This is a genomic window from Paenibacillus sp. MER TA 81-3, from assembly GCF_023713585.1.
Classification (GTDB): domain Bacteria; phylum Bacillota; class Bacilli; order Paenibacillales; family Paenibacillaceae; genus Paenibacillus_B; species Paenibacillus_B profundus.
In genome coordinates, this window is the sequence record NZ_JAMAWB010000008.1 from 151,581 (window position 1) to 170,759 (window position 19,179).

At 50.7% G+C, this 19,179-nt stretch carries 16 protein-coding genes and 2 riboswitches; of the genes, 11 read left to right on the forward strand and 5 right to left on the reverse strand.

What is annotated here, in order from left to right:
* The first annotated feature begins 79 nt into the window (after positions 1 to 79).
* Positions 80 to 322 (forward strand): hypothetical protein, encoded by a 243-nt coding sequence (locus M3650_RS13445; protein ID WP_251575406.1) that lies wholly within the window; start codon positions 80 to 82, stop codon positions 320 to 322.
* A gap of 72 nt (positions 323 to 394) precedes the next feature.
* Here the strand turns inward: M3650_RS13445 and M3650_RS13450 are convergent, their stop codons facing one another.
* Entirely contained in the window at positions 395 to 793 is a 399-nt protein-coding gene (locus M3650_RS13450; protein ID WP_251575407.1) for a hypothetical protein, read from the reverse strand.
* A 524-nt stretch (positions 794 to 1,317) separates the two neighbouring features.
* Positions 1,318 to 1,511, forward strand: a riboswitch (cyclic di-AMP (ydaO/yuaA leader).
* A 95-nt stretch (positions 1,512 to 1,606) separates the two neighbouring features.
* A riboswitch (cyclic di-AMP (ydaO/yuaA leader) is annotated at positions 1,607 to 1,772 on the forward strand.
* Positions 1,773 to 2,029: 257 nt separating this feature from the next.
* Between M3650_RS13450 and kdpF the strand changes: the two genes are divergently transcribed.
* From kdpF to M3650_RS13475, 6 genes are all read left to right on the forward strand, one after another.
* The gene (gene kdpF, locus M3650_RS32605) at positions 2,030 to 2,104 is read left to right on the forward strand and encodes a K(+)-transporting ATPase subunit F (protein ID WP_369011121.1); all 75 of its coding nucleotides are present in this window, start codon (positions 2,030 to 2,032) and stop codon (positions 2,102 to 2,104) included.
* Between the two features lie 39 nt (positions 2,105 to 2,143).
* Complete coding sequence (gene kdpA / locus M3650_RS13455) at positions 2,144 to 3,823, forward strand: potassium-transporting ATPase subunit KdpA (RefSeq protein ID WP_285848446.1); 1,680 nt, start codon at positions 2,144 to 2,146, stop codon at positions 3,821 to 3,823.
* 59 nt (positions 3,824 to 3,882) lie between these two features.
* Positions 3,883 to 5,916, forward strand: a complete 2,034-nt coding sequence (kdpB, locus tag M3650_RS13460) for a potassium-transporting ATPase subunit KdpB (protein ID WP_251575408.1) — start codon at positions 3,883 to 3,885, stop codon at positions 5,914 to 5,916.
* A gap of 25 nt (positions 5,917 to 5,941) precedes the next feature.
* Entirely contained in the window at positions 5,942 to 6,547 is a 606-nt protein-coding gene (gene kdpC / locus M3650_RS13465; RefSeq protein ID WP_251575409.1) for a potassium-transporting ATPase subunit KdpC, read from the forward strand.
* Between the two features lie 144 nt (positions 6,548 to 6,691).
* Entirely contained in the window at positions 6,692 to 9,016 is a 2,325-nt protein-coding gene (locus M3650_RS13470) for a universal stress protein (RefSeq protein WP_251575410.1), read from the forward strand.
* 149 nt (positions 9,017 to 9,165) lie between these two features.
* Positions 9,166 to 9,426 (forward strand): hypothetical protein, encoded by a 261-nt coding sequence (locus tag M3650_RS13475; RefSeq protein ID WP_251575411.1) that lies wholly within the window; start codon positions 9,166 to 9,168, stop codon positions 9,424 to 9,426.
* 39 nt (positions 9,427 to 9,465) lie between these two features.
* Here the strand turns inward: M3650_RS13475 and M3650_RS13480 are convergent, their stop codons facing one another.
* Positions 9,466 to 10,341 (reverse strand): LysR family transcriptional regulator, encoded by an 876-nt coding sequence (locus tag M3650_RS13480; protein ID WP_251575412.1) that lies wholly within the window; start codon positions 10,339 to 10,341, stop codon positions 9,466 to 9,468.
* Positions 10,342 to 10,551: 210 nt separating this feature from the next.
* On the opposite strand from M3650_RS13480, the gene M3650_RS13485 reads away from it, so the two are divergent.
* The 3 genes from M3650_RS13485 to M3650_RS13495 all read left to right on the forward strand — a co-directional run bounded on the left by M3650_RS13485 (position 10,552) and on the right by M3650_RS13495 (position 14,274).
* Complete coding sequence (locus M3650_RS13485; protein WP_251575413.1) at positions 10,552 to 11,658, forward strand: C45 family autoproteolytic acyltransferase/hydrolase; 1,107 nt, start codon at positions 10,552 to 10,554, stop codon at positions 11,656 to 11,658.
* A 21-nt stretch (positions 11,659 to 11,679) separates the two neighbouring features.
* The gene (locus tag M3650_RS13490; RefSeq protein WP_251575414.1) at positions 11,680 to 12,555 is read left to right on the forward strand and encodes an AraC family transcriptional regulator; all 876 of its coding nucleotides are present in this window, start codon (positions 11,680 to 11,682) and stop codon (positions 12,553 to 12,555) included.
* Between the two features lie 498 nt (positions 12,556 to 13,053).
* Positions 13,054 to 14,274 carry an amidohydrolase gene (locus M3650_RS13495; RefSeq protein ID WP_251575417.1) on the forward strand — a complete coding sequence of 407 codons (1,221 nt, stop codon included), beginning with the start codon at positions 13,054 to 13,056 and terminating at the stop codon, positions 14,272 to 14,274.
* Positions 14,275 to 14,374: 100 nt separating this feature from the next.
* Here the strand turns inward: M3650_RS13495 and M3650_RS13500 are convergent, their stop codons facing one another.
* Positions 14,375 to 16,972 carry a TPM domain-containing protein gene (locus M3650_RS13500; RefSeq protein WP_251575419.1) on the reverse strand — a complete coding sequence of 866 codons (2,598 nt, stop codon included), beginning with the start codon at positions 16,970 to 16,972 and terminating at the stop codon, positions 14,375 to 14,377.
* A 264-nt stretch (positions 16,973 to 17,236) separates the two neighbouring features.
* Between M3650_RS13500 and M3650_RS13505 the strand changes: the two genes are divergently transcribed.
* Positions 17,237 to 17,437 (forward strand): hypothetical protein, encoded by a 201-nt coding sequence (locus M3650_RS13505; protein ID WP_251575420.1) that lies wholly within the window; start codon positions 17,237 to 17,239, stop codon positions 17,435 to 17,437.
* Positions 17,438 to 17,448: 11 nt separating this feature from the next.
* Here M3650_RS13505 and M3650_RS13510 read toward each other — a convergent pair whose 3' ends face one another.
* Together M3650_RS13510 and M3650_RS13515 are read right to left on the reverse strand one after the other, a co-directional pair.
* The gene (locus tag M3650_RS13510; RefSeq protein WP_251575422.1) at positions 17,449 to 17,628 is read right to left on the reverse strand and encodes a hypothetical protein; all 180 of its coding nucleotides are present in this window, start codon (positions 17,626 to 17,628) and stop codon (positions 17,449 to 17,451) included.
* 46 nt (positions 17,629 to 17,674) lie between these two features.
* Complete coding sequence (locus tag M3650_RS13515; protein ID WP_251575423.1) at positions 17,675 to 18,568, reverse strand: hypothetical protein; 894 nt, start codon at positions 18,566 to 18,568, stop codon at positions 17,675 to 17,677.
* Positions 18,569 to 19,179 lie beyond the last annotated feature (611 nt).

Below are 19,179 nucleotides of genomic sequence, written 5' to 3' on the forward strand. Positions count from 1 at the left end.
TGGCGGGATAGGAGTCGGGTTTCTTCAAGCTTTACTGTTCAAGGTGCTGCCCTATTCTAGCTATGGTGTCTTGGACTTTATGTTTTATACGATTCCGTTAAGCGCGGTTGCTGGTTATTCCTTTCTGCTAGGAGTATGGCTGACGCTTATATCCAGCGATATCAAGTATTTGCCGTATGGCCTTTGGGCGAAAGCCGTTCTGATTTTGTTTCCCTTTATGGCCATTAGTGTTAATTCCCTGATCTCTGTAGCTGTATATGCTTACCTCGGTTATCTCGCATTTAAATACTCGGCCTCTTCTTTTGCGGAGCAAGCAGCCTGACTTATTCATTGAGTTCAAATATACATACGGCCCCCAATTTTTGGGGGCTTTCGCTGTTTATCCGCAGCCCATTCAGATAATGCAATAATAGGCTTGCGATCTCTCCATTAAGAGGCGTTCCTTTGGACAGAAACGGTGTCTGGACAGAGGAAGTAAATCCCTTAAGGCGAGCTTTGCAAGCTGAACTTTCTCAAAGCACCACGTTCCCTTCATCTCCTCCACAAGCTCGAATGCTTCCACTACAGTTTTCCCTTTTACCTGATCCAGCCGCCGCGACCAGTGAATGAGATCAAAGTGCGGAGCAGTATGATAAAACAGTAACTTGCCCCAACCAACGGCGCCGTTTGCGCAGGAAATTTTCAATACCAACGTTAGCGGCCTTGAGCCGCCTTCCAATCCGTGTCCGGACGACACAGATATTTGATACAATTCCAAATTGCTAATGATTCGTTCCGCTTGCTGCTTTGCCATGTTCATTCCCTCCAGGCATTGTCTTGCGCGCAGCGAAGCCATCATGACTGATTGCCGCGGGTTGCTGCGGCATAATTGAACAATCAGAAAGAATGATGGTGTACGACACGTATCTTACTCATTTCCTTTATGCTTTGTACAATGTGAAAACAGTTAAAAAACCGTATATTTTCATCGAATCGGCTGGGAAATTGGTTTTATTTACAAATAGGAACTGTTTATTTCGCGATTTTACGGTTGTTTCTTCGAAAAGCTAATGTTTTCTGAAAATGCAGAAACCGCATCACGATTTCTGCGCAAAATGGGTGAAGGGAGACTGTGCTCATATGATGCGCCCTACAGAGGAAGTATTCTGAAATACCGAGCAAGAACGAGATAATGAACGCGATAAATGGATTTAGAAGTATAAATCGATTTTGGCAGACCAAAAGCCGCCGTTTTCTAGTCATTTTTGGAAATTTGGCTGCTTTACAAAGTAACTGCCGAGACGTAATATACGTTCATGAATTAAATTATCCGTTCAGCATTCTGAATCGCTTAATTTCTGCACAGCAGAAAGCGGGGGAACCAACATCTGATCGAATTCCGATGTGAGAGTCGGAGAACGGTCATGGGGTGAATCCTGCGGAATTGGATTCTATGGGTCTAATTCCGGGGTAGGGCAACTCTCACTGCCCGAATCCGTCAGCTAACCTCGTAAGCGTAGGAGAGAGGATGAGGACTCGTGATCGATTAATCGGCCACAGGGTTTATGCCTCTGTGGCTTTTTATTGTCTTCTCATGAAAATAATGAAAATCATAGCTTGTACCTTTTCAAATTTATCGCTTAATTTCTGTAAAGCAGAAAGCGGGGGAACCAACGAGCTTGGGCGCATAGTTGACCGAGCTCACGGGGTGAATCCGACAGTTCACTGTCGGTAGGGCGACTCTCGCGCCCGAATCCGTCAGCTAACCTCGTAAGCGTACGGAGAGAGGCAACGATCGTCGTGTGTGACACGGTTTAATAGACTGTGCCCAGAAACCACGAGAAAGTTCCTTTTCTCGCAGGTTTCTTTTTTATTGCCTTTTTTGGGCGTGAGAGCACGATTGCGTGTTAAAAACAATGCTAATGAAGAGAGGTTGTCACATGTCTGATCTATATATGATTGCTGCTCTAGCCCTTGTCTTTTCCATGTTCTGCGGATTTTTGGCATGGTGCGGCAAAGTTGTCGAACAAACGGGAGGAGACGAACGATGATGTTCCTCACCATTTGTATCGTGTTTCTGTTCCTGTACTTAATTTACGCGCTGATTCATCCGGAAAAATTTTAACCGAACGACGAACTTATACATTAGAGGGGGAGCCTATCCATGGGGATTTTGCAAATTGCGGCGGTTCTTATTCTGCTGCTTCTACTTGTCAAACCATTAGGGAGCTATATGTACCATGTGTTCTCTAATCAACCGAACCGGACCGACAAGCTGTTTACACCGTTCGAGAATGTCATTTATGGCATTGCGGGTCTGAAGAACCGCTCCGGCATGTCGTGGAAGAAATATACGCTCAGTTTGATTTTGACCAACATTGTGCTGGTCGTGCTAGGATATATCATTTTGCGAGTGCAGAAGCTGCTGCCGCTGAATCCGAACGGCATCGACAATATGGAGCCGACACTCTCGTTCAATACGATTATCAGCTTTATGACTAACACGAATTTACAGCATTACAGCGGTGAATCCGGGCTGACCTATTTCTCGCAAATGGCGGTCATTATGATGATGATGTTCACGTCAGCGGCCACCGGTATCGTCGTGGCCATCGCCTTTATTCGCGGGATTACGTCCAAAGGAAATACGCTTGGCAACTTTTTCGTTGACTTTGTCAAGGCGCATACGCGCTTACTGCTGCCACTCGCAGTTGTTGTGACGCTTATTCTTGTTGCATTGCAAGTTCCGCAAACCTTCGGGGCTACGGTGCAGGCGACAACGCTGCAAGGAGACGTGCAATCCATTGCGCGGGGCCCGGTTGCCTCGCTGGTGTCGATTAAGCACTTGGGTACGAACGGCGGCGGATTTTTCGGGGTGAACTCTTCTCATCCGTTCGAGAACCCGAACCCGCTTACGAATGTGATTGAGATATTATCGATGTGGTGCATCCCGGCTGCATTGACTTACACCTTCGGCAAATTTGCCCGCAATCAGAAGCAAGGGTGGGTCATCTTCGGTGCGATGAGCATGCTGTTTCTCATGTTTTTGTCGCTGGCCTATTATGCGGAAAGTCAAGGCAATCCGGCGATAAACGCACTTGGCATCGATGCTGCGCAAGGCAGCATGGAGGGGAAGGAGGTGCGCTTCGGCATTGCCCAATCCGCCCTATTCACGACCGTAACGACGGCAGCTACGACCGGCACAGTCAACAATATGCATGATACATTAACGCCGCTCGGCGGCTTAGTGCCGCTGGGGCAAATGATGCTGAACTGTGTGTTCGGCGGAGACGGTGTCGGCTTGGTCAATATGTTGATGTATGCCATACTGGGCGTGTTCTTGTGCGGTCTTATGGTCGGGAGAACGCCGGAATTTCTGGGACGCAAGATTGAGGCCAGGGAAATGAAGTTGGTGGCGATTGCTATTTTGGCCCATCCGTTCATTATTTTAGTTCCAACGGCGATCGCTTTCCTGACCGATTTGGGCAGGGGGTCCATAACCAATCCGGGTTATCACGGCATCTCTCAAGTGCTGTATGAGTTTACGTCGTCGGCAGCAAACAATGGATCTGGATTCGAGGGGCTGGCAGACAACACGCCATTTTGGAATATTTCTACGGGCCTGGTTATGCTGTTCGGACGGTATATCTCGATTATTGCGCTGCTCGGTGTAGCAGACTCGATGGTTAAGAAGCAGTGGATACCAGAAACGATCGGAACGTTTCGTACGGACAATGCGCTGTATACGGCCATCCTCGTCGGAACCGTGTTCATTATCGGCGCACTGACCTTCTTGCCCGTGCTTGTATTGGGACCCATTGCGGAACATCTGACACTCCGATAGTAGAGGTTGTTCAATAATATCCCTTTTGATCAGGAACTAGTAGATGAGGTGAAACGGAAATGAACTCAGCCAACAAAAAATCGTTGTTAACCGGCGAATTGATCAAGCAAGCCGCGATAGATAGTATTAAGAAGCTCAATCCCGTAATCATGATGAAAAATCCGGTCATGTTCGTGGTTGAATTGGGAACGTTCGTCGTTCTTCTCATGGTGCTTCTGCCAGAAGTTTTTGGCGCGGAGGAGCGTATCGGTTTTAACGTGACCGTGTTCTTTATTTTGTTGTTTACCGTGCTGTTCGCCAACTTCGCAGAGGCCCTCGCCGAAGGGCGGGGCAAGGCGCAGGCGGATTCGTTGAAGAAGGCGAAGAAAGATATCGTCGCGAACAAAGTAGTCGGCAATGGAATCAAGGTTGTATCGTCGGCCAATCTGCGTAAAGGGGATATCGTCATCGTAGCGCAAGGCGATATGATTCCGGGTGACGGTGAAGTTATTAAAGGTCTGGCTTCGGTTGATGAATCCGCGATTACTGGTGAATCGGCCCCGGTCATCAAGGAAGCGGGCGGAGATTTCAGTTCCGTCACCGGCGGCACTCGGGTCGTCAGTGACAAGATTACGGTGAAGATTACGAGTGACCCGGGCGAATCGTTCATGGATCGGATGATATCGCTCGTCGAAGGGGCGAAGCGGCAGAAAACGCCGAACGAAATCGCATTGAACACGTTGCTTATCAGCTTGACGCTCATTTTCCTCATCGTTGTCATGACGCTTGCCCCGATAGCGAATTATTTAGGAATCGAATTGGAAATTCCAGTGCTCATTTCCCTGCTTGTCTGCCTCATTCCGACGACGATTGGCGGGCTGTTGTCCGCTATCGGGATCGCCGGGATGGACCGCGTGACCCAATTCAACGTACTGGCGATGTCCGGTAAAGCGGTGGAAGCGGCTGGAGATATTAATACGATGATTCTCGATAAGACCGGCACGATTACGTTCGGGAACCGGATGGCAAGCGAATTCATTCCTGTCAGCGACCAATCGCTCGCTGCAGTAGCAGAATGGGCAGCGATCAGCTCGGTGAAGGATGAAACGCCGGAAGGTCGATCGGTCATCGAGCTGATGAAGAAACAACTGCTTTCGTATGAAGCCTCTCTTGCGGAAGGCGGCGAATTTATCGAATTCAAAGCGGAAACTCGGATGAGCGGCATCGATTTACTGGACGGACGCCAAGTGCGCAAAGGGGCGGTTGACGCCGTGAAGACATGGGTGGCTGCGCAAGGCGGTGTCATTCCCGCCGACTTGGATGACAAAGCGAACGCGGTTGCGCGGGAGGGCGGCACGCCGCTGGCAGTCGCTGTCGACAATGTCATGTACGGCATCATTTATTTGAAGGATATGGTAAAGCCGGGCATGAAGGAACGGTTCGACCAGCTGCGCAAAATGGGCATCAAGACGATTATGTGCACGGGCGACAATCCGCTTACCGCTGCCACGATTGCACGGGATGCAGGCGTGGATGATTTCATTGCGGAGAGCAAGCCGGAAGACAAAATTGCGGTCATTCGCCGCGAACAAGCTGAAGGAAAGCTGGTCGCTATGACCGGTGACGGGACAAATGATGCGCCAGCCTTGGCGCAAGCGGATGTGGGACTTGCGATGAACAGCGGCACCGTGGCGGCGAAAGAAGCGGCGAACATGGTCGATCTAGACTCCGACCCGTCCAAAATTATCGAAGTGGTCGCAATCGGCAAGCAGTTGCTTATGACGCGCGGCGCACTGACAACCTTCAGTATTGCGAACGACGTGGCGAAGTATTTTGCCATTATTCCGGCGATGTTTACACTTGCAATTCCGCATATGGAGGCTTTGAACATTATGGGACTAGGTTCCCCGACTTCGGCGATTTTGTCAGCGTTAATCTTCAATGCGGTCATTATTCCGCTGCTCATTCCGTTGGCGATGAAAGGTGTAACGTACAAACCGATGAGCTCGTCGCAGCTGTTGAGCCGCAACATCATCATTTACGGTCTGGGCGGAATTATCGTTCCGTTCATTGGCATCAAGCTTATCGATATAGCCGTAAATCTATGGATATAGAGAGGAATGAAAAAGGATGAAACCAATGACAAATCAAACGACAGAGGACGTTTCTGGAAGTTCTTATCTATTTTCGATTGTCAGAATCGGCATTTTGTTTATTATTATGTGCGGATTTATTTATCCATTAGTAAGCACCGGTCTGGCGCAGCTCCTCATGCCCAGCTATGCGGAAGGGAGCTTCATCAAGAATGCGGAAGGCGGAATTATCGGATCAGAATTAATCGGGCAGAAATTTACGGATCCGCATTATTTCCAAGGACGCGTATCCAGCATTGAATATGTGGCAGATGCATCGGGATCGAACAACTACGGTCCGTCTAATCCTGAACTAGTGAAGCGGGTGCAGCAATCGGTTGCGGATTGGCAGAAGAGCAATCCTGATGTGCCGGTAAGCGAGCTGCCGGCAGATTTGATTACGAATTCGGGCTCAGGATTGGATCCTCACATCACTCCAGATTCGGCGGAAGTGCAAATTCCGCGAATAAGCAAGCTGACGGGAATTCCAGCAGCCGAGCTCGACAAGATCGTTGCGCAGCATACCGAAGGGCGCTCGCTTGGCCTCTTTGGCGAACCGCGGGTCAATGTGCTGAAGCTGAACCTGGCTCTGGATGAGCTGATGAAAAAATAAAGCTGCCGCCCTGCTTGCGTACCGCCCCGCTTCACTTCTGTAGAGCGGGGTTGCTGCAATAAACGGCAGGCACCGCAGCGTGGGTGTATGATGATAATAAGTCGTGGCAGTATGTGTGAACAATTACTGGAAAGGAGGAATTCAATGGACAGCTTTCGCCGCCGCACTCCGGAAGAGATTCTTGCCTCCATTTCCGACATCCGGCGCGGGAAATTAAAAGTATATATCGGTCCGGTCAGCGGCTCGGGGAAGACCTATCATATGCTGCGCGAAGGCCAGATATTGAAGAAGCAAGGCATTGATGTCGTCATTTGCGCTGTCTCTACGAATCAAAGTCCGGAAACGATCGGGCAGCTTGGCGATTTGGAACGGATACCGAGCATACACTGGCACAAAAGCGGCGTAGAACGCAAAGATTTGAACGTCGACTCGCTTATTGAACGGAACCCCGAAGTTGTGTTGACCGATGGCCTTGCTCACCGCAACCGCAAAGGTGCCCCGTTAGCGACCCGCGAGGAAGATATTCGCTGTTTGCTGCAGCATGGAATCAGCGTCATCACTACAGTTAACGTGTATGAGTTGGAAGGGGCGACAGAGATCGCCCGCCGCTTGACCGGCATTGCGGTGGAGGAGACGGTGTCGGCGGATGTGCTCAATCTCGCGGACGAAGTGAGATTGATTGACGTCACGCCGGAGACGATTTTGACGAGGGTGTCTGAAGGCAATCTAGGATATCATTCCGATGCCTCGCTGTTCCAGCGAGGGAACTTGGGTAAATTGCGGGAATTGGCACTCAGACTTGTAGCTGAAGATGTGAATGAGTCTCTGCAGAAGCACAGGGAACAGTTAGGCTTGGCAGGGCCTTCCGGCACGGCTGAACGAATTTTGGTATCTGCCCAGTACTATTGGAACGGCTCCATTCATGTCCGCCGCGGACAACAGATTGCCAAGCGATTGAATGGCGACCTATGGGTTGTATCCCTTGTGAATCCGCAGCGGCCGCTCACGAAGGACGCGGCAGCATTCAAGCGCTCTATATTGAAGCTGACCGACAAAATCGGGGCCTCATTCGAAGAACTGCATGTGCCTTCACGCAGAGCCATTCCGAAGGTGCTGGTCCGGTACGCGATAGAGCATAATGCCACGCGTATCGTTATCGGCCATTCGAAGCAGACGCCTTGGCAAGAGTTCTGGCGGGGTTCGATCGTCAACAATGTATTGACACGAATCCACAACATCGACGTTTTTTTCGTAGCTGACCGCTCGAATAAGGAAGGTGAGCGGATTCTTCCCACGAAGCGCAATGAGCAGGAGTCGGAACGCGATTGGTACCGCAGGCTGAGCAATAAAGAAATGGAGCAAAAAATTAAACAGATGAAGCGAGGGACGTTTAAAGTGTATATTGGCGCGGCCCCTGGTGTTGGAAAGACGTACACAATGCTGCGCGAAGGGAACGATTTGCTGCGCAAAGGGATCGATGTCGTCATCGGTCTTCTGGAAACGCATGAGCGTCAAGAGACGATGGAGCAGGTGGGAGATCTGTGCGCGATTCAGCGTCAACAGGTGCGTTATCGCGAATTTGAGCTCGAAGAGATGGATACGGAAGCGATAATCCGGCGCAATCCCGAAGTTGTGCTGGTCGATGAGCTGGCCCATACGAATGTGCCGGGAAGCAAGCGCAAAAAACGGTATGAAGACGTATCAGCCATCCTGGACGCAGGCATTTCGGTCATCTCTACGGTCAATGTGCAGCATTTGGAAAGCTTGAACGACGCGATCGAACAAATTACCGGGGTCCGGGTTCGGGAAACGGTGCCGGATAGTATTTTGAATATGGCAGACGAGGTGGAGCTGATTGACGTAGCGCCGAAATCACTGCAGCAGCGCATGAGGGAAGGGAAGATTTATGCACTGAACAAGGTGGATCAAGCATTGAACCACTTTTTCAAGACCGGCAATCTCATCGCACTACGCGAGCTGGCGCTGCGGGAAATCGCGGACGATGTCGATGAGAAGCTGGAGTCTTGGGATCGCAACGACTCCTTGCGCGGTCCATGGCGAAGACGAGAGGTTATCTTCGTCGGCGTGACAGCCAGCCCGAATGCGGAACGGCTTATCCGGAGAGGGTTCCGCATCGCCTATCGCTTGAAGGCGGAATGGATCGTCACATATGTCCATGACGAGATGAGCATTCCCGAATCGCTGCATCCGCGGCTGGAGAGCTTGCGAGCATTGACCAAGCGTCTGGGCGGAACATTTGAAGCGCATGTGACCCATTCTCCGCGGAACATTCCGCTGCTGCTGCTGGATAAGGCCAACGAAAAAAAGAGCACGCAAATCATTATCGGCCAGTCGCAACGCGGATTGCTGCATACGCTGCTGCGCCGATCCGTAGTGGGTACAATTCTTCGTTCAGCCCGCCATATGGATGTGCTCGTCGTTTCCGATTTTGTCCCAAATCACAAATAACACAACCCATCTAAAAATAACAAATTTACCTTTCGGAAAAACGTTCAACCAACTCGTGCTGGAGTTGAACCGTGGGGATAACATTCAGGAATACCGGATTCAATATTCAGATGAAGGCGAACAATGGCGGGATGCATTTATTAAAAATAATGCGGACACCTGACTTCTGGGTGGTCGTAGACGATCCGGAAGAGTATCTGAACGCAGATGTTGTTGCGAACACAGCCTTATCCCACCCCACGATGAAGACGGAAATCGGGCTGCCTGCAGTTATCGCTTCAGGGGATGCTTATCCAACCGTTGCCGTGCGGTCGAATGTGTATGGCAGCATGGGTGGCACACTGTTCCGAAATCGTACGGAGGAAGTGCTTATAACGGATGCAATTCTGTTAATTGCTGGTGCCGGATGACGATTTCAGTTACCATGGACGAAAGAAAGCTGTTACTCCTTATTCCTGCGTGTTCTTCAATAGTTCGATGAAGCTGCGCGCGCTCTTCGAGACATAATGATCCTTCAGCCAGATGAGCGCGGAGGATGCAGGCTGTGATCCTTCGATCTCCAGCGAATGAATGCCGGAGAATGGCTGCAGGCGCAACACGGATGCGGGTACGACGGCTGCTCCGAAGCCGGATGACACCAACGTCATTAACATCGCAATATCAGAGCATTCGCAGACGATGTCTGGCGTCAGCTGTCGGCGCGCAAACTGTTCCATTATCGTGTAATATACCCCAAGTCCTTGCGTGCTCGGCAGAATAAGCGGCCGATGCGCAATATCCTCGAACGTCACGGATGCAGAGTTGGAAGCAGGAGGATCTGAAGTAATATAATAGAACGGCTCTGCAGGCAAGTGCAGGACGGTGAAATCGCTCAGCTCGAGCGGAAGCCAGACGATGGCAAGCTCGAGTGTCCGTTCCTTGACCATGCTGCACAGCTGGGCTGACTCGTTCTGCCGGATCGAGTACGTGATATTCGGGTAGGTGGTCCTGAAGGAGCGCAAGAGCGCAGGCAGACGGACATTCGATAGCGTGTTCACGCCGATGGTCAACTGGCCGCGCAGACCGTTTCCGATTTCCTTCACTTCGGCCGCCGATTCATCCATCCGTTTCGTAATATGCAGCGCATGACGATACAGTGACCGCCCCGCTTCCGTCAACTCCAGAGCCCTTCCGTTTCGCAGCACGAGCGTTACGCCGAGCTCGGTCTCCATTTGCTTCAGCTGCTGGCTGAGCGGGGGCTGGGCTATATGAAGCCGGTTCGCCGCAGCCGTAATCTGCCGCTCCTCGGCAATCGCAATAAAATAGCGCAATTGTCTAATGTCCATTGTGCTGATGCCTCCCTTTGGCGCATGAACCGCGCCATACTGACCTATTTCATGTATTTTCATATCCTCTTCATTCGTATTTTTAATATAATATATGTTTTTCCTATATAACAACTCGCATCGGCAAAATAGCAAAAACTGTCCAAACAGTCTCAGCCTGTTTTTATACAATGAAGATATCTTGTTGAGCAGGAAATAGGAGGAGATAGGATGAAAGAGATAACCGGTTATTTTACGCAGCTGAAAGGCACAAGTGAGGAAGCAGGCAGGCAGCAAGGAGTGTTCGCCGTGGAACAATCGGCCTTTATGCGCATGGCGGTATTGCCGGAGCGCATGCCGGAGCAGCGGCTGCACGAGGCAATCAAGCTTCTGGACCAGTATTGCCCAGGCATTAATGACGAAATTCACGGTGCAGCTGAAGCGATTGGCGTGGAACCCGGGCGGATGGCCTACTATGCGGGCACAGACATACAAGCGGGCTGCAGTCATTGCGCCGTGCTGCCGGGCAAATCGGCGGACGGCCGGACTTACGTGCTGCGCAATTATGATTTATCGCCGGAGCTTACGGATATGCGGCTTTGCTATACGGACATTCAAGGTCTGTATCGGCATACAGGATTCTCCGCATCGTTGTTCGGGCGCACCGAAGGCATGAACGAGCATGGTCTATGCGTCACGTTCTCGGCTTGCGGGCAGCCAGTAGGTGAAGTGCAGGGCATGCGGCCTGCGAAGGTGCGCGGATTGCAGTTCTGGGCAGTCGTGCGCACGGTGCTGGAGCAGTGCCGGAGCACGGCAGAAGCGGTGGATGCGATTCGGGAGATGCCAATCGCCTCGAACATGAACCTGATTATAGCAGATCCGTCAGGGACGGCTGCGCTCATCGAGACGTTCGATGGCAAGCTGGCGGTACATGACACGGACGGGAGCTCCAGTCAGCCGTATGTTACTGCGACGAACCATCCTCTGTTTGCGGAAGTGGAACGGCTCGAACCGCGCAAGTTGAACCATTCCGTCATCCGTCACAGACTGCTGAATGACATGCTCGAGAAGCAGGATTCGGTTGGCAAGCAAGACTTGAAAGCGATGGTAGAGACTGAGTATCCGCACGGCCTGACCGTGCACAATTATCGCCAATGGTTCGGCACACTGCATTCCATCCTCTTCGATCTTAAGGAGCGTTCGATGGACGTTTGTTTCGGTTCGCCGCTTATGAACCCGTGGTATACTTTACGGATGGGGGAACAGCTTCCTTTTGCGAAGGTGAATGTACAGGTGGAGCATCGGGAGGCAGGTCCCGACTTCTGGAAGCTAGTATAACGAAAAAAAGGAGGCACCGGCATGGATCTGTCCTTGATAGAAAGTGCTGTTCAGTACATTGAGACTAATCTGAAGCAGCCGCTTCTTGCAGAAGATGTGTCGCGATCCGTACATGTCTCTTACTATCATTTTCACCGTATCTTTCATGCGATGACCGGAGAGACGATCGGGGACTATATTCGCAGGCGGCGGCTGACGGAAGCGGCACTGGAACTATTGGCCGGACAGCGGCCGATTTTGGACATCGCGCTTGATTATCAATTCGAATCGCAGGAGGCGTTCGGCAGGGCATTCAAGAAAGTGTTCGGTTTCACCCCGAACGGATTTCGCCGCAAAAGCGCTCGTCCTGTCGTCAATGAGAAGGGGGCGCTTGTCGGTCGGCGGCTGCAGCACCGTTTCGATAACATCAGCATTGAACCGGAACTTACAGAGCTGACAACCGCGATTTCCCTTGTCGGCCTGCAGGGACGAACGAATTTACGCGACAACCGCATTCCGCTGATGTGGTCCGAGCTCGTTCGGCGGCGGCAGGAGTTGACGAATGCAGGCGCAGGCGGTACCGCCTACGGCATATGTCAGGCGATGGACGCGATGCCGGTGCACGATTTGACGGAAGATACGGAGTTTACGCAATTCGTCGGCTTTGAAGGCGCTGAATGCGGCGATATCCCTTCCGGCATGTTGGTATATACGATTCAATGTGGAAAATATGCGGTGTTCCGGCACCGAGGGCCGACTGCCTTGCTAAGGGACAGTTACGAATACATTTGGGGAACATGGTTGTACAGCACGTCATACGAACTGGATAATCGTGATGATTTTGAGATGTATGGGGACGATTTCCGCGGAACAGAGAACGAGGAGTCCGTAATCTGGATCTATATTCCGGTGAGGTAGCTTGATTCATTATGTCATGTCATTGCTTAACTTGAATAGGAATACCGCTGGACCTGGCCATTCGGCCAGGTTTTTATTTCCAGTGTAGAAATTATAAAAGAGCCGGGCTTCCGTACAATGGCCCTTAGCTCCATTCTCCCATACAGTCAGAAGAGAACGAGGATAAGTCCCGTGCCGTTTCGTATATCATTCCATGAAGCGGCCGATTGTGTTGGCGGTTAACCAGAGTCGTCCGTAGGCATGCCGCCTACTGAAGGACGGGGAGATTGAAGCAAAGGGTTGGATGAGCGAATCCCCGTCAGTCTGAACGCGCCACCGCACATACGGAACGTTTGTTTCATCTTTGAAAGACCTTGATAGGGGTATTTACATTGATGAAGTATACACAATACATATGCAAAATAGATATTTTAAATATTTTTTATATACTTTTGGGCGTGGTAGCATGTAATCAAGCAAAGCAATAGTTGATGATAAATAGTGAGAGGATGAATGAGGATGGAAGCGAAATATTGGCTGACTGATGTATCGTTAGAGCACAGCTTTCGATATGAAGCTGGAGTGATTGCGGGTACGATGATCGAACCGAGCCATTTGCTTATTGAGCAAGGACGCATCTCTAGAATTGTTCCAGCCAGCATGCGCTTAGATGATGACTTGCCGCGACGGAGCGCCCGCGGTCTGCTGGCGCTTCCTGCATTTGTCGAGAAGCACTGCCATTTAGATAAGACGATATTGGGTGATAAATGGAGAGCCGTACGACCGGCAGCGAACATTTTGGAACGGTTCGAGATCGAGAAGAACGTGCTGCCACACTTATCTACCACGTTGAAGGATAGAGCGCGAATACTTGTTGAGAGGCTGCTTAATGCAGGCTCCACTCATATCCGCACGCATGTGGACATTTACCCGGAAGTCGGCCTGCGTCATCTGGAAGAGGTGGAAGAAGTGTTGGCGCAGTACGATGACAGACTGACATACGAAATTGTCGCGTTTCCGCAGCATGGACTGCTGCGCACGGACTGCGGCGAATTGCTGCGTGAGGCGCTGCGGCGCGGAGCGGGTCTCGTCGGCGGCGTCGATCCGGCCACGGTCGACGGCGACATGGAGACGTCCCTGCAGACGATGATGGACATTGCAGTGCAGGGTGATGCGGACATTGATCTGCATCTGCATGATGGCGGAGCAGTCGGCCTGCAGACGATAAAGAGGCTGTGCGAACTTGCCGGGGAAGCAGGCTGGCAGGGCCGCGTGGCGGTTAGCCACGCCTTTGCGTTAGGGGATGCGGCTGGTCAAGAAGCGGATGACATCGCACAGATGCTGTCCGAGTATGGGGTTACCATTGTGACAAGTGTTCCGCTCGCCCGCACGATGCCACCGGTGAATTTCTTGCATGAGAAGGGTGTATCGCTCGCAGTCGGTTGCGACAATATATATGATTCGTGGTCGCCATTCGGCACCGGGGACATTCTGGAGCGTGCCGGGCGGCTGGCGGAACGATTCGGTAGAGTGACGGAACAGAAACTTGCGGAGACGCTAGGCTTTATTACGGGAGGGAGAACCCCGCTTGATAAGGAAGGGAAGCGAGTCTGGCCCGCAGCAGGAGATGAAGCAAACCTCGTATTGGTAGACGCAAGCTGCTCGGCCGAGGCGGTGGCGAGAAGAGCGGTTCGGAAGGCGGTGCTGTTCCAAGGGCGAATTGTGGCAGGCATATTGTAATTCTATGTGCTGATCGGCCGAAAAGCGACAACATCCACTTAAGCTCAATGCTTGAGTGGATGTTGGATGTTGGTGGGTATTATTCCGTTTTGGAGCAATGCTACCAGTTCGAACCGCCGGATGAATTGTTGTTCTTGTTGCTCCAATTGGAGCCGCTGGATGAGTTGCTGCTATCGCCCCAGCTGGAGCCGCCGGAAGAATTGCTGCCACCGATCCAACTGGAGCCGCTTGAAGACTGGTTGTTGCGTTGTTGCGCTTGACGTTCCCGTTCTCGTTCCCGTCGTTCGGCTTCACGGCGCCTCTCTTCCTGTCGGCGTTCCTCCCGGATGACCTCATCGTATGCCCGGTCCATCGCCGTGATGATGCCAGCCAATGTAGCGGCGCTCCGGGCAGCTTGATCGTAGGCGCCTAACCGCATGAGATGACTGATTTCGTTGTTCACGCTGGAATATTGCGACTGATACGGAGACACGTTTATTTTGCGTCTGACCCGCGAATGGACGGAATGGTAGCGGCTTTCCAATTTATCGATTTCGCGCTCGGCGTTCCGCTTTTGAACGGCTGCCCGTTCGATTTCCCCTAAATATTGCTCCGCCTCGGCCACGAACTGATTGCTGACTTCGGCCAAGAGAACAAGATCGTATGGCTCGTCGGCGAACAACTGCTGCAAGCCGGATTGCAATTTCGCCAAGCTGTTTTCCTGACGGCTCCACACATGCACAAGTCTGTGCCGGGATATCGCCTGCCGCCCTTTGGCATATGCGGTTTCAGCCGCAGCCTGCTTCCGTCTTGCTTCCTCCAGCATGCTATCGAGCTTGCGTACCAGCTGAGAGTAATGCTCAGCCCGTTCATCCAGTTCCGCTAGCGTATGAAGCATCTGGTCAAGCTCTTTCCGTGCCATCTCATATTCTTGAACTTCCTCATCGCACCAGTGCTGCACTTGACGCAGCGACTCTGCGATATCTGCTGTGTACGGCACCTTATCCCGATAATCGTGCCATGCCTGTTCCCAATGCTTCGTCCGGTACATCCGCCGGACCCGTTCGGTCAGACCTTGAAGCTGTTCGTCCTGCTGGGGATAGCCGGCAAGCTTCGATACGATTAAAGCGATATCGCTCGCATTTTTGATTTTCAAATCCGCCTGCCGTTGCGTCATTTGGACGGCTTCGATTAGAAGCTGGCGCATGAGTTCCACCTGTCGCGCGACTTCAGGCATTTCCCCCTGCTGCAGGCAGGCGAGCATTTGTTCATTTGCTTGGCGCGCCTGCTCGACATTCCCGTACGGATCGATTCGAACAAGCTTCAGCCTATGTTCCTGTATAATGTGCTCGAAGCGCTGTCTGCTTTCTCCCATTTCATTCGGAAAGCTCCGATATAAATCGGCAAACGAAGAAATCGAGGAGACATCCTGTTCCAGCCGCAGCAGCGTTTCATTGGCATGGTTGACCCGATGCTCCGCGCCGAGCGGATCGAAGATTTCCAGCTGCTTGCTCTGTCCAAGCTCGGCTTCGATCGCATCCTGACGGATTCCAAGCCCCCCGAGCGGCCAGCCGCGGTTCGCTTGTTCTGCGGCCAGCGCCGTCTTTAGCGTGTCCAAGCGGCTGTCCGCATCGGCAATCGTCTGCTTCAACGTGCGATCCACCTCTTCGATGTGAGCGATCTGCTGGGCGAGCTCCGTTGCCTGCCCTGTCATTTCGGCCACCTCGGCCAAAGCCGACTTGAGCTGCTTGCGCAGGCGTGGCAACAACCATTCCTTCATCTGAATTCGCAAGAGCGCTTGCTCTAATGCATTGAGCTGGATCAACATATTCGACAGTTGATTGTCGATAGACTTCGCGGTTTGCAGCGTCTCTCCTTGAGACAGGCCGACAAAAGGCTGGATGCCTTCCATTCCATGATTGGCTTGAACCATTAGCTTTGGAAGCTTTTTGCGTATCCCGCGCAGGCGCAGCGCCTGAAATCCGATTTCAGCGAGAGCCGCTAGCAGAAGCAGGGTGACGGCAACTGCAATGACCAAGCTCCAATTGATTTTGGCGTTAACGGCAAGTTCGGGCTTCACTTGTTTATCTGATGAAGGCGAAGCAGGCCCGTTGTTCCGCTCCGTTGAAGGCTGCTCCACTGAAGATTCGGCTTGTACCGCCGATGCCTGCTCGTTCGCGCTTGGCTTGGCCTCTGTTCCTGTTTCGCTCGCAACGGGTTCCACCGGCTTCAACGCGTGGGTTGCCTTCATCAGTTGAATTGATGCTTTTGCGAAATTGCCTTCTTTGGCATGAGGGATGAAGTTCGCATCGACAAATTCTGTCAGCTTCTGATCCGTCTTTCCGTCGCCATTCAAGTCATTCGGAAGCGCATCGATCTTTTCTTGCAGCATGGCGTTGTTGAAGTTCATTTCTATGCGGCGGTCTTCCTTGGACAAGAGAAGCAGGATGTCGTCCGTGCCAAGGCCCCATTTCGTGTAGACGTCTGTCGCATATGAAGCGGGATCCGCTCCGCCCAGATTGGCAATTGTCAGCACATAGAAGGTGTACAGCTTGCCTTGGGCCGCCTTTTCAATTTGGGGTATCGCTTCTTTGGAAAGCATTTTGGCCGTATCCTGTATGAGCCCCTTTTTGGCGGGAATGTTGGCTGCCGCGATGATGCTTGGAAAGGCGAGACACATCACAATCATAAGCAGGAATAGGCGTTGCGCATGTTTCACAATCAACCCTCCAGTTATCCAGTTATATCGTGCAAAATGGAATGCAGTATGATACCAGTATAACGGATTTACGGATATCGTTGAATGAAAGTTCCTGTTTTTCGCAAAATGACACAAATAAATTGGAGGGCAGATTCATCAGATGAGAGCAGAACGGGCTCGTCGAGGGAGCGTACCGTGTAGATTTTGGATAATTAGGGGAATACAATAGAAAAGAACAACTTGTATATTTAACATTCACGACAGATATGGGATGTGTTGGAGTTGAGCATGGCGGAGGTGTATAAAAAAATACGGCGCGGCGAAACGTTTAAAACGATATCGGATCTAGACTTTGCTCATCTGAACATTAAAAATCCTGCCGAATTGGCCGCAAATTCGCCGGTCATGCAGCAAGTGATCGCCAAACAGTGGAACCGAATTCAAATGACCGGCAGCAAAGAAGCAAACAAAACCCGCCAATAATGGCGGGTTGCTTATCTAATGGCTTTCAAAATACGAGTCACGCTCGGATCATCCTTCGGGACTTCGACCATTCGGACGATATTGCCGCTTACGGAATGGTTTCCGGCGTTCGCCTTGGCCTTATTCAAGTTCTCTAATGCTCGATTATAGACATCCTGTCTATTAATAGGAGAAGCTGTTCGTTGAATCATCATCCATCACTCCTTACCTCCATTATAATCGGATGACAAAATCTGGTCAATGCGCTTGTGGAGGTGTCGTTGCCGGTATCGTCACCAACACCATGAACTCGATGCTTTCCACGTAAGTGTCGATCGTGCTGTGCAGAAGCTGAAGCAGATGCCGGTCGAAGATATCAAACTGGGTGGAATGACTGCTGATAACGGTGACGAGGCGATCTTGCCTGTACGGATAGGAGTATACCAAGTAGTTTTTCCGGAGTAAATTGTCGTTGTCTGTTTTGTTGCGGATAACGGCCTGCCTCTCCTCTGCGGATTGCTCCGCCAATTCTTTCATTTCATGAGGAAGGTCCTGCACATATAGTTGGAACGAGAACCCGGTGTTGAACACTTTCAGATATCCCGCTTGAATTTCCTCAAGAAAATAAGTGAGCACCTCGTAGTAGTTGATCGTGTTGTTGTGCAAAAAGCCCCATGTTTTTGCTTTCGCGTCATCGCTGCAAAGGTAGGACATCAGGTTCGCTTTGGTTGCGTTGATGACAGCCAAATCGACAGCTGCGTTTTCCTTCCTTTCGACTTCGAATTCCAATTGGAACAGCTTAAATTTCTTCAATTTTAAAAAGTCTACCGGAATGATGAGAAATAGCATCATCCATACCATTAAATAAAATAGTGTTCGAAATATGATCTGATTAATGTCGGAGGACACGATTGGTGTAACGACGATGTTCAGCCATGTCTCATTATCCGTTGCTACTATTGGCTGCTTGGAAGGAGACCTCCCGGCAGATGTTTTGTCAGATTGGGACGGTTCGGGGGCGGAAAACGGTTTGCTATCTTGGTGAGGACCATGGAATCCGAGCTGGACGAACGAAACGAATAGCTGGTGTGGATGATCGGTACGAAGTACATAGAGTGACCGAAGGAGAATATAAAGTTGGGAAGTATGCACTCATGATTTGCTTGAAGATGGATTATGTATCATCGACCGAAGAAGTTATTTCATTCATTGAACGAGGTTTTTAATCGTGCAGAAAATCAAAGAAATACGAAGAAAACGGGGGATCGTAAATGTTGCGATTTGCCCGTTTTTTTGTGATGTTCCACGGAAGAAAATTCGCCGCTCAAGGCTGAATTTGCACGAATACGGCGTTCGAGAGGCTAGACTATTTCACAAAATCCGGGATTTTGTGCACAGTCTTTACAACCGTCTGAATTCCTACAATATGGTCAGTCCGTTTTTTTGAAAATATTTTTAATTGAAGAAAATATTTTATCAAAGAAGTTACTTAGATATTTTTTGACTAGAAAACCTACCAGAGCAAAGAATAGTGAAATACCTATTATAAAAACAAATAGTTTTAGTCCTATTTCTATAAATTCCATTTAGATACAGCAGCTCCTTTTCATTTATGATTATATACTTGCTGGACGAGTTAACACAAATCGCTGAAATGGAATCGTGTTGGAGGCGTATTTGAAGCGAGAGGAGTATAGTCATTTCCAAAAGTCTATTTACAATTTATTTCAATTAACTGAAAAATATACTAGTAAATATGTACA

Bases quoted from the DNA above. Each gene is read 5' to 3' on its own strand.
- M3650_RS13510 (WP_251575422.1), bottom strand. From the start codon at position 17,628: ATGATTCAACGAACAGCTTCTCCTATTAATAGACAGGATGTCTATAAT.
- kdpB (WP_251575408.1), top strand. From the start codon at position 3,883: ATGAACTCAGCCAACAAAAAATCGTTGTTAACCGGCGAATTGATCAAG.
- M3650_RS13475 (WP_251575411.1), top strand. From the start codon at position 9,166: ATGCGGACACCTGACTTCTGGGTGGTCGTAGACGATCCGGAAGAGTAT.
- M3650_RS13485 (WP_251575413.1), top strand. From the start codon at position 10,552: ATGAAAGAGATAACCGGTTATTTTACGCAGCTGAAAGGCACAAGTGAG.
- kdpC (WP_251575409.1), top strand. From the start codon at position 5,942: ATGACAAATCAAACGACAGAGGACGTTTCTGGAAGTTCTTATCTATTT.
- M3650_RS13490 (WP_251575414.1), top strand. From the start codon at position 11,680: ATGGATCTGTCCTTGATAGAAAGTGCTGTTCAGTACATTGAGACTAAT.
- M3650_RS13480 (WP_251575412.1), bottom strand. From the start codon at position 10,341: ATGGACATTAGACAATTGCGCTATTTTATTGCGATTGCCGAGGAGCGG.
- M3650_RS13470 (WP_251575410.1), top strand. From the start codon at position 6,692: ATGGACAGCTTTCGCCGCCGCACTCCGGAAGAGATTCTTGCCTCCATT.
- M3650_RS13495 (WP_251575417.1), top strand. From the start codon at position 13,054: ATGGAAGCGAAATATTGGCTGACTGATGTATCGTTAGAGCACAGCTTT.
- M3650_RS13450 (WP_251575407.1), bottom strand. From the start codon at position 793: ATGGCAAAGCAGCAAGCGGAACGAATCATTAGCAATTTGGAATTGTAT.
- M3650_RS13445 (WP_251575406.1), top strand. From the start codon at position 80: ATGTTTTATACGATTCCGTTAAGCGCGGTTGCTGGTTATTCCTTTCTG.
- kdpA (WP_285848446.1), top strand. From the start codon at position 2,144: ATGGGGATTTTGCAAATTGCGGCGGTTCTTATTCTGCTGCTTCTACTT.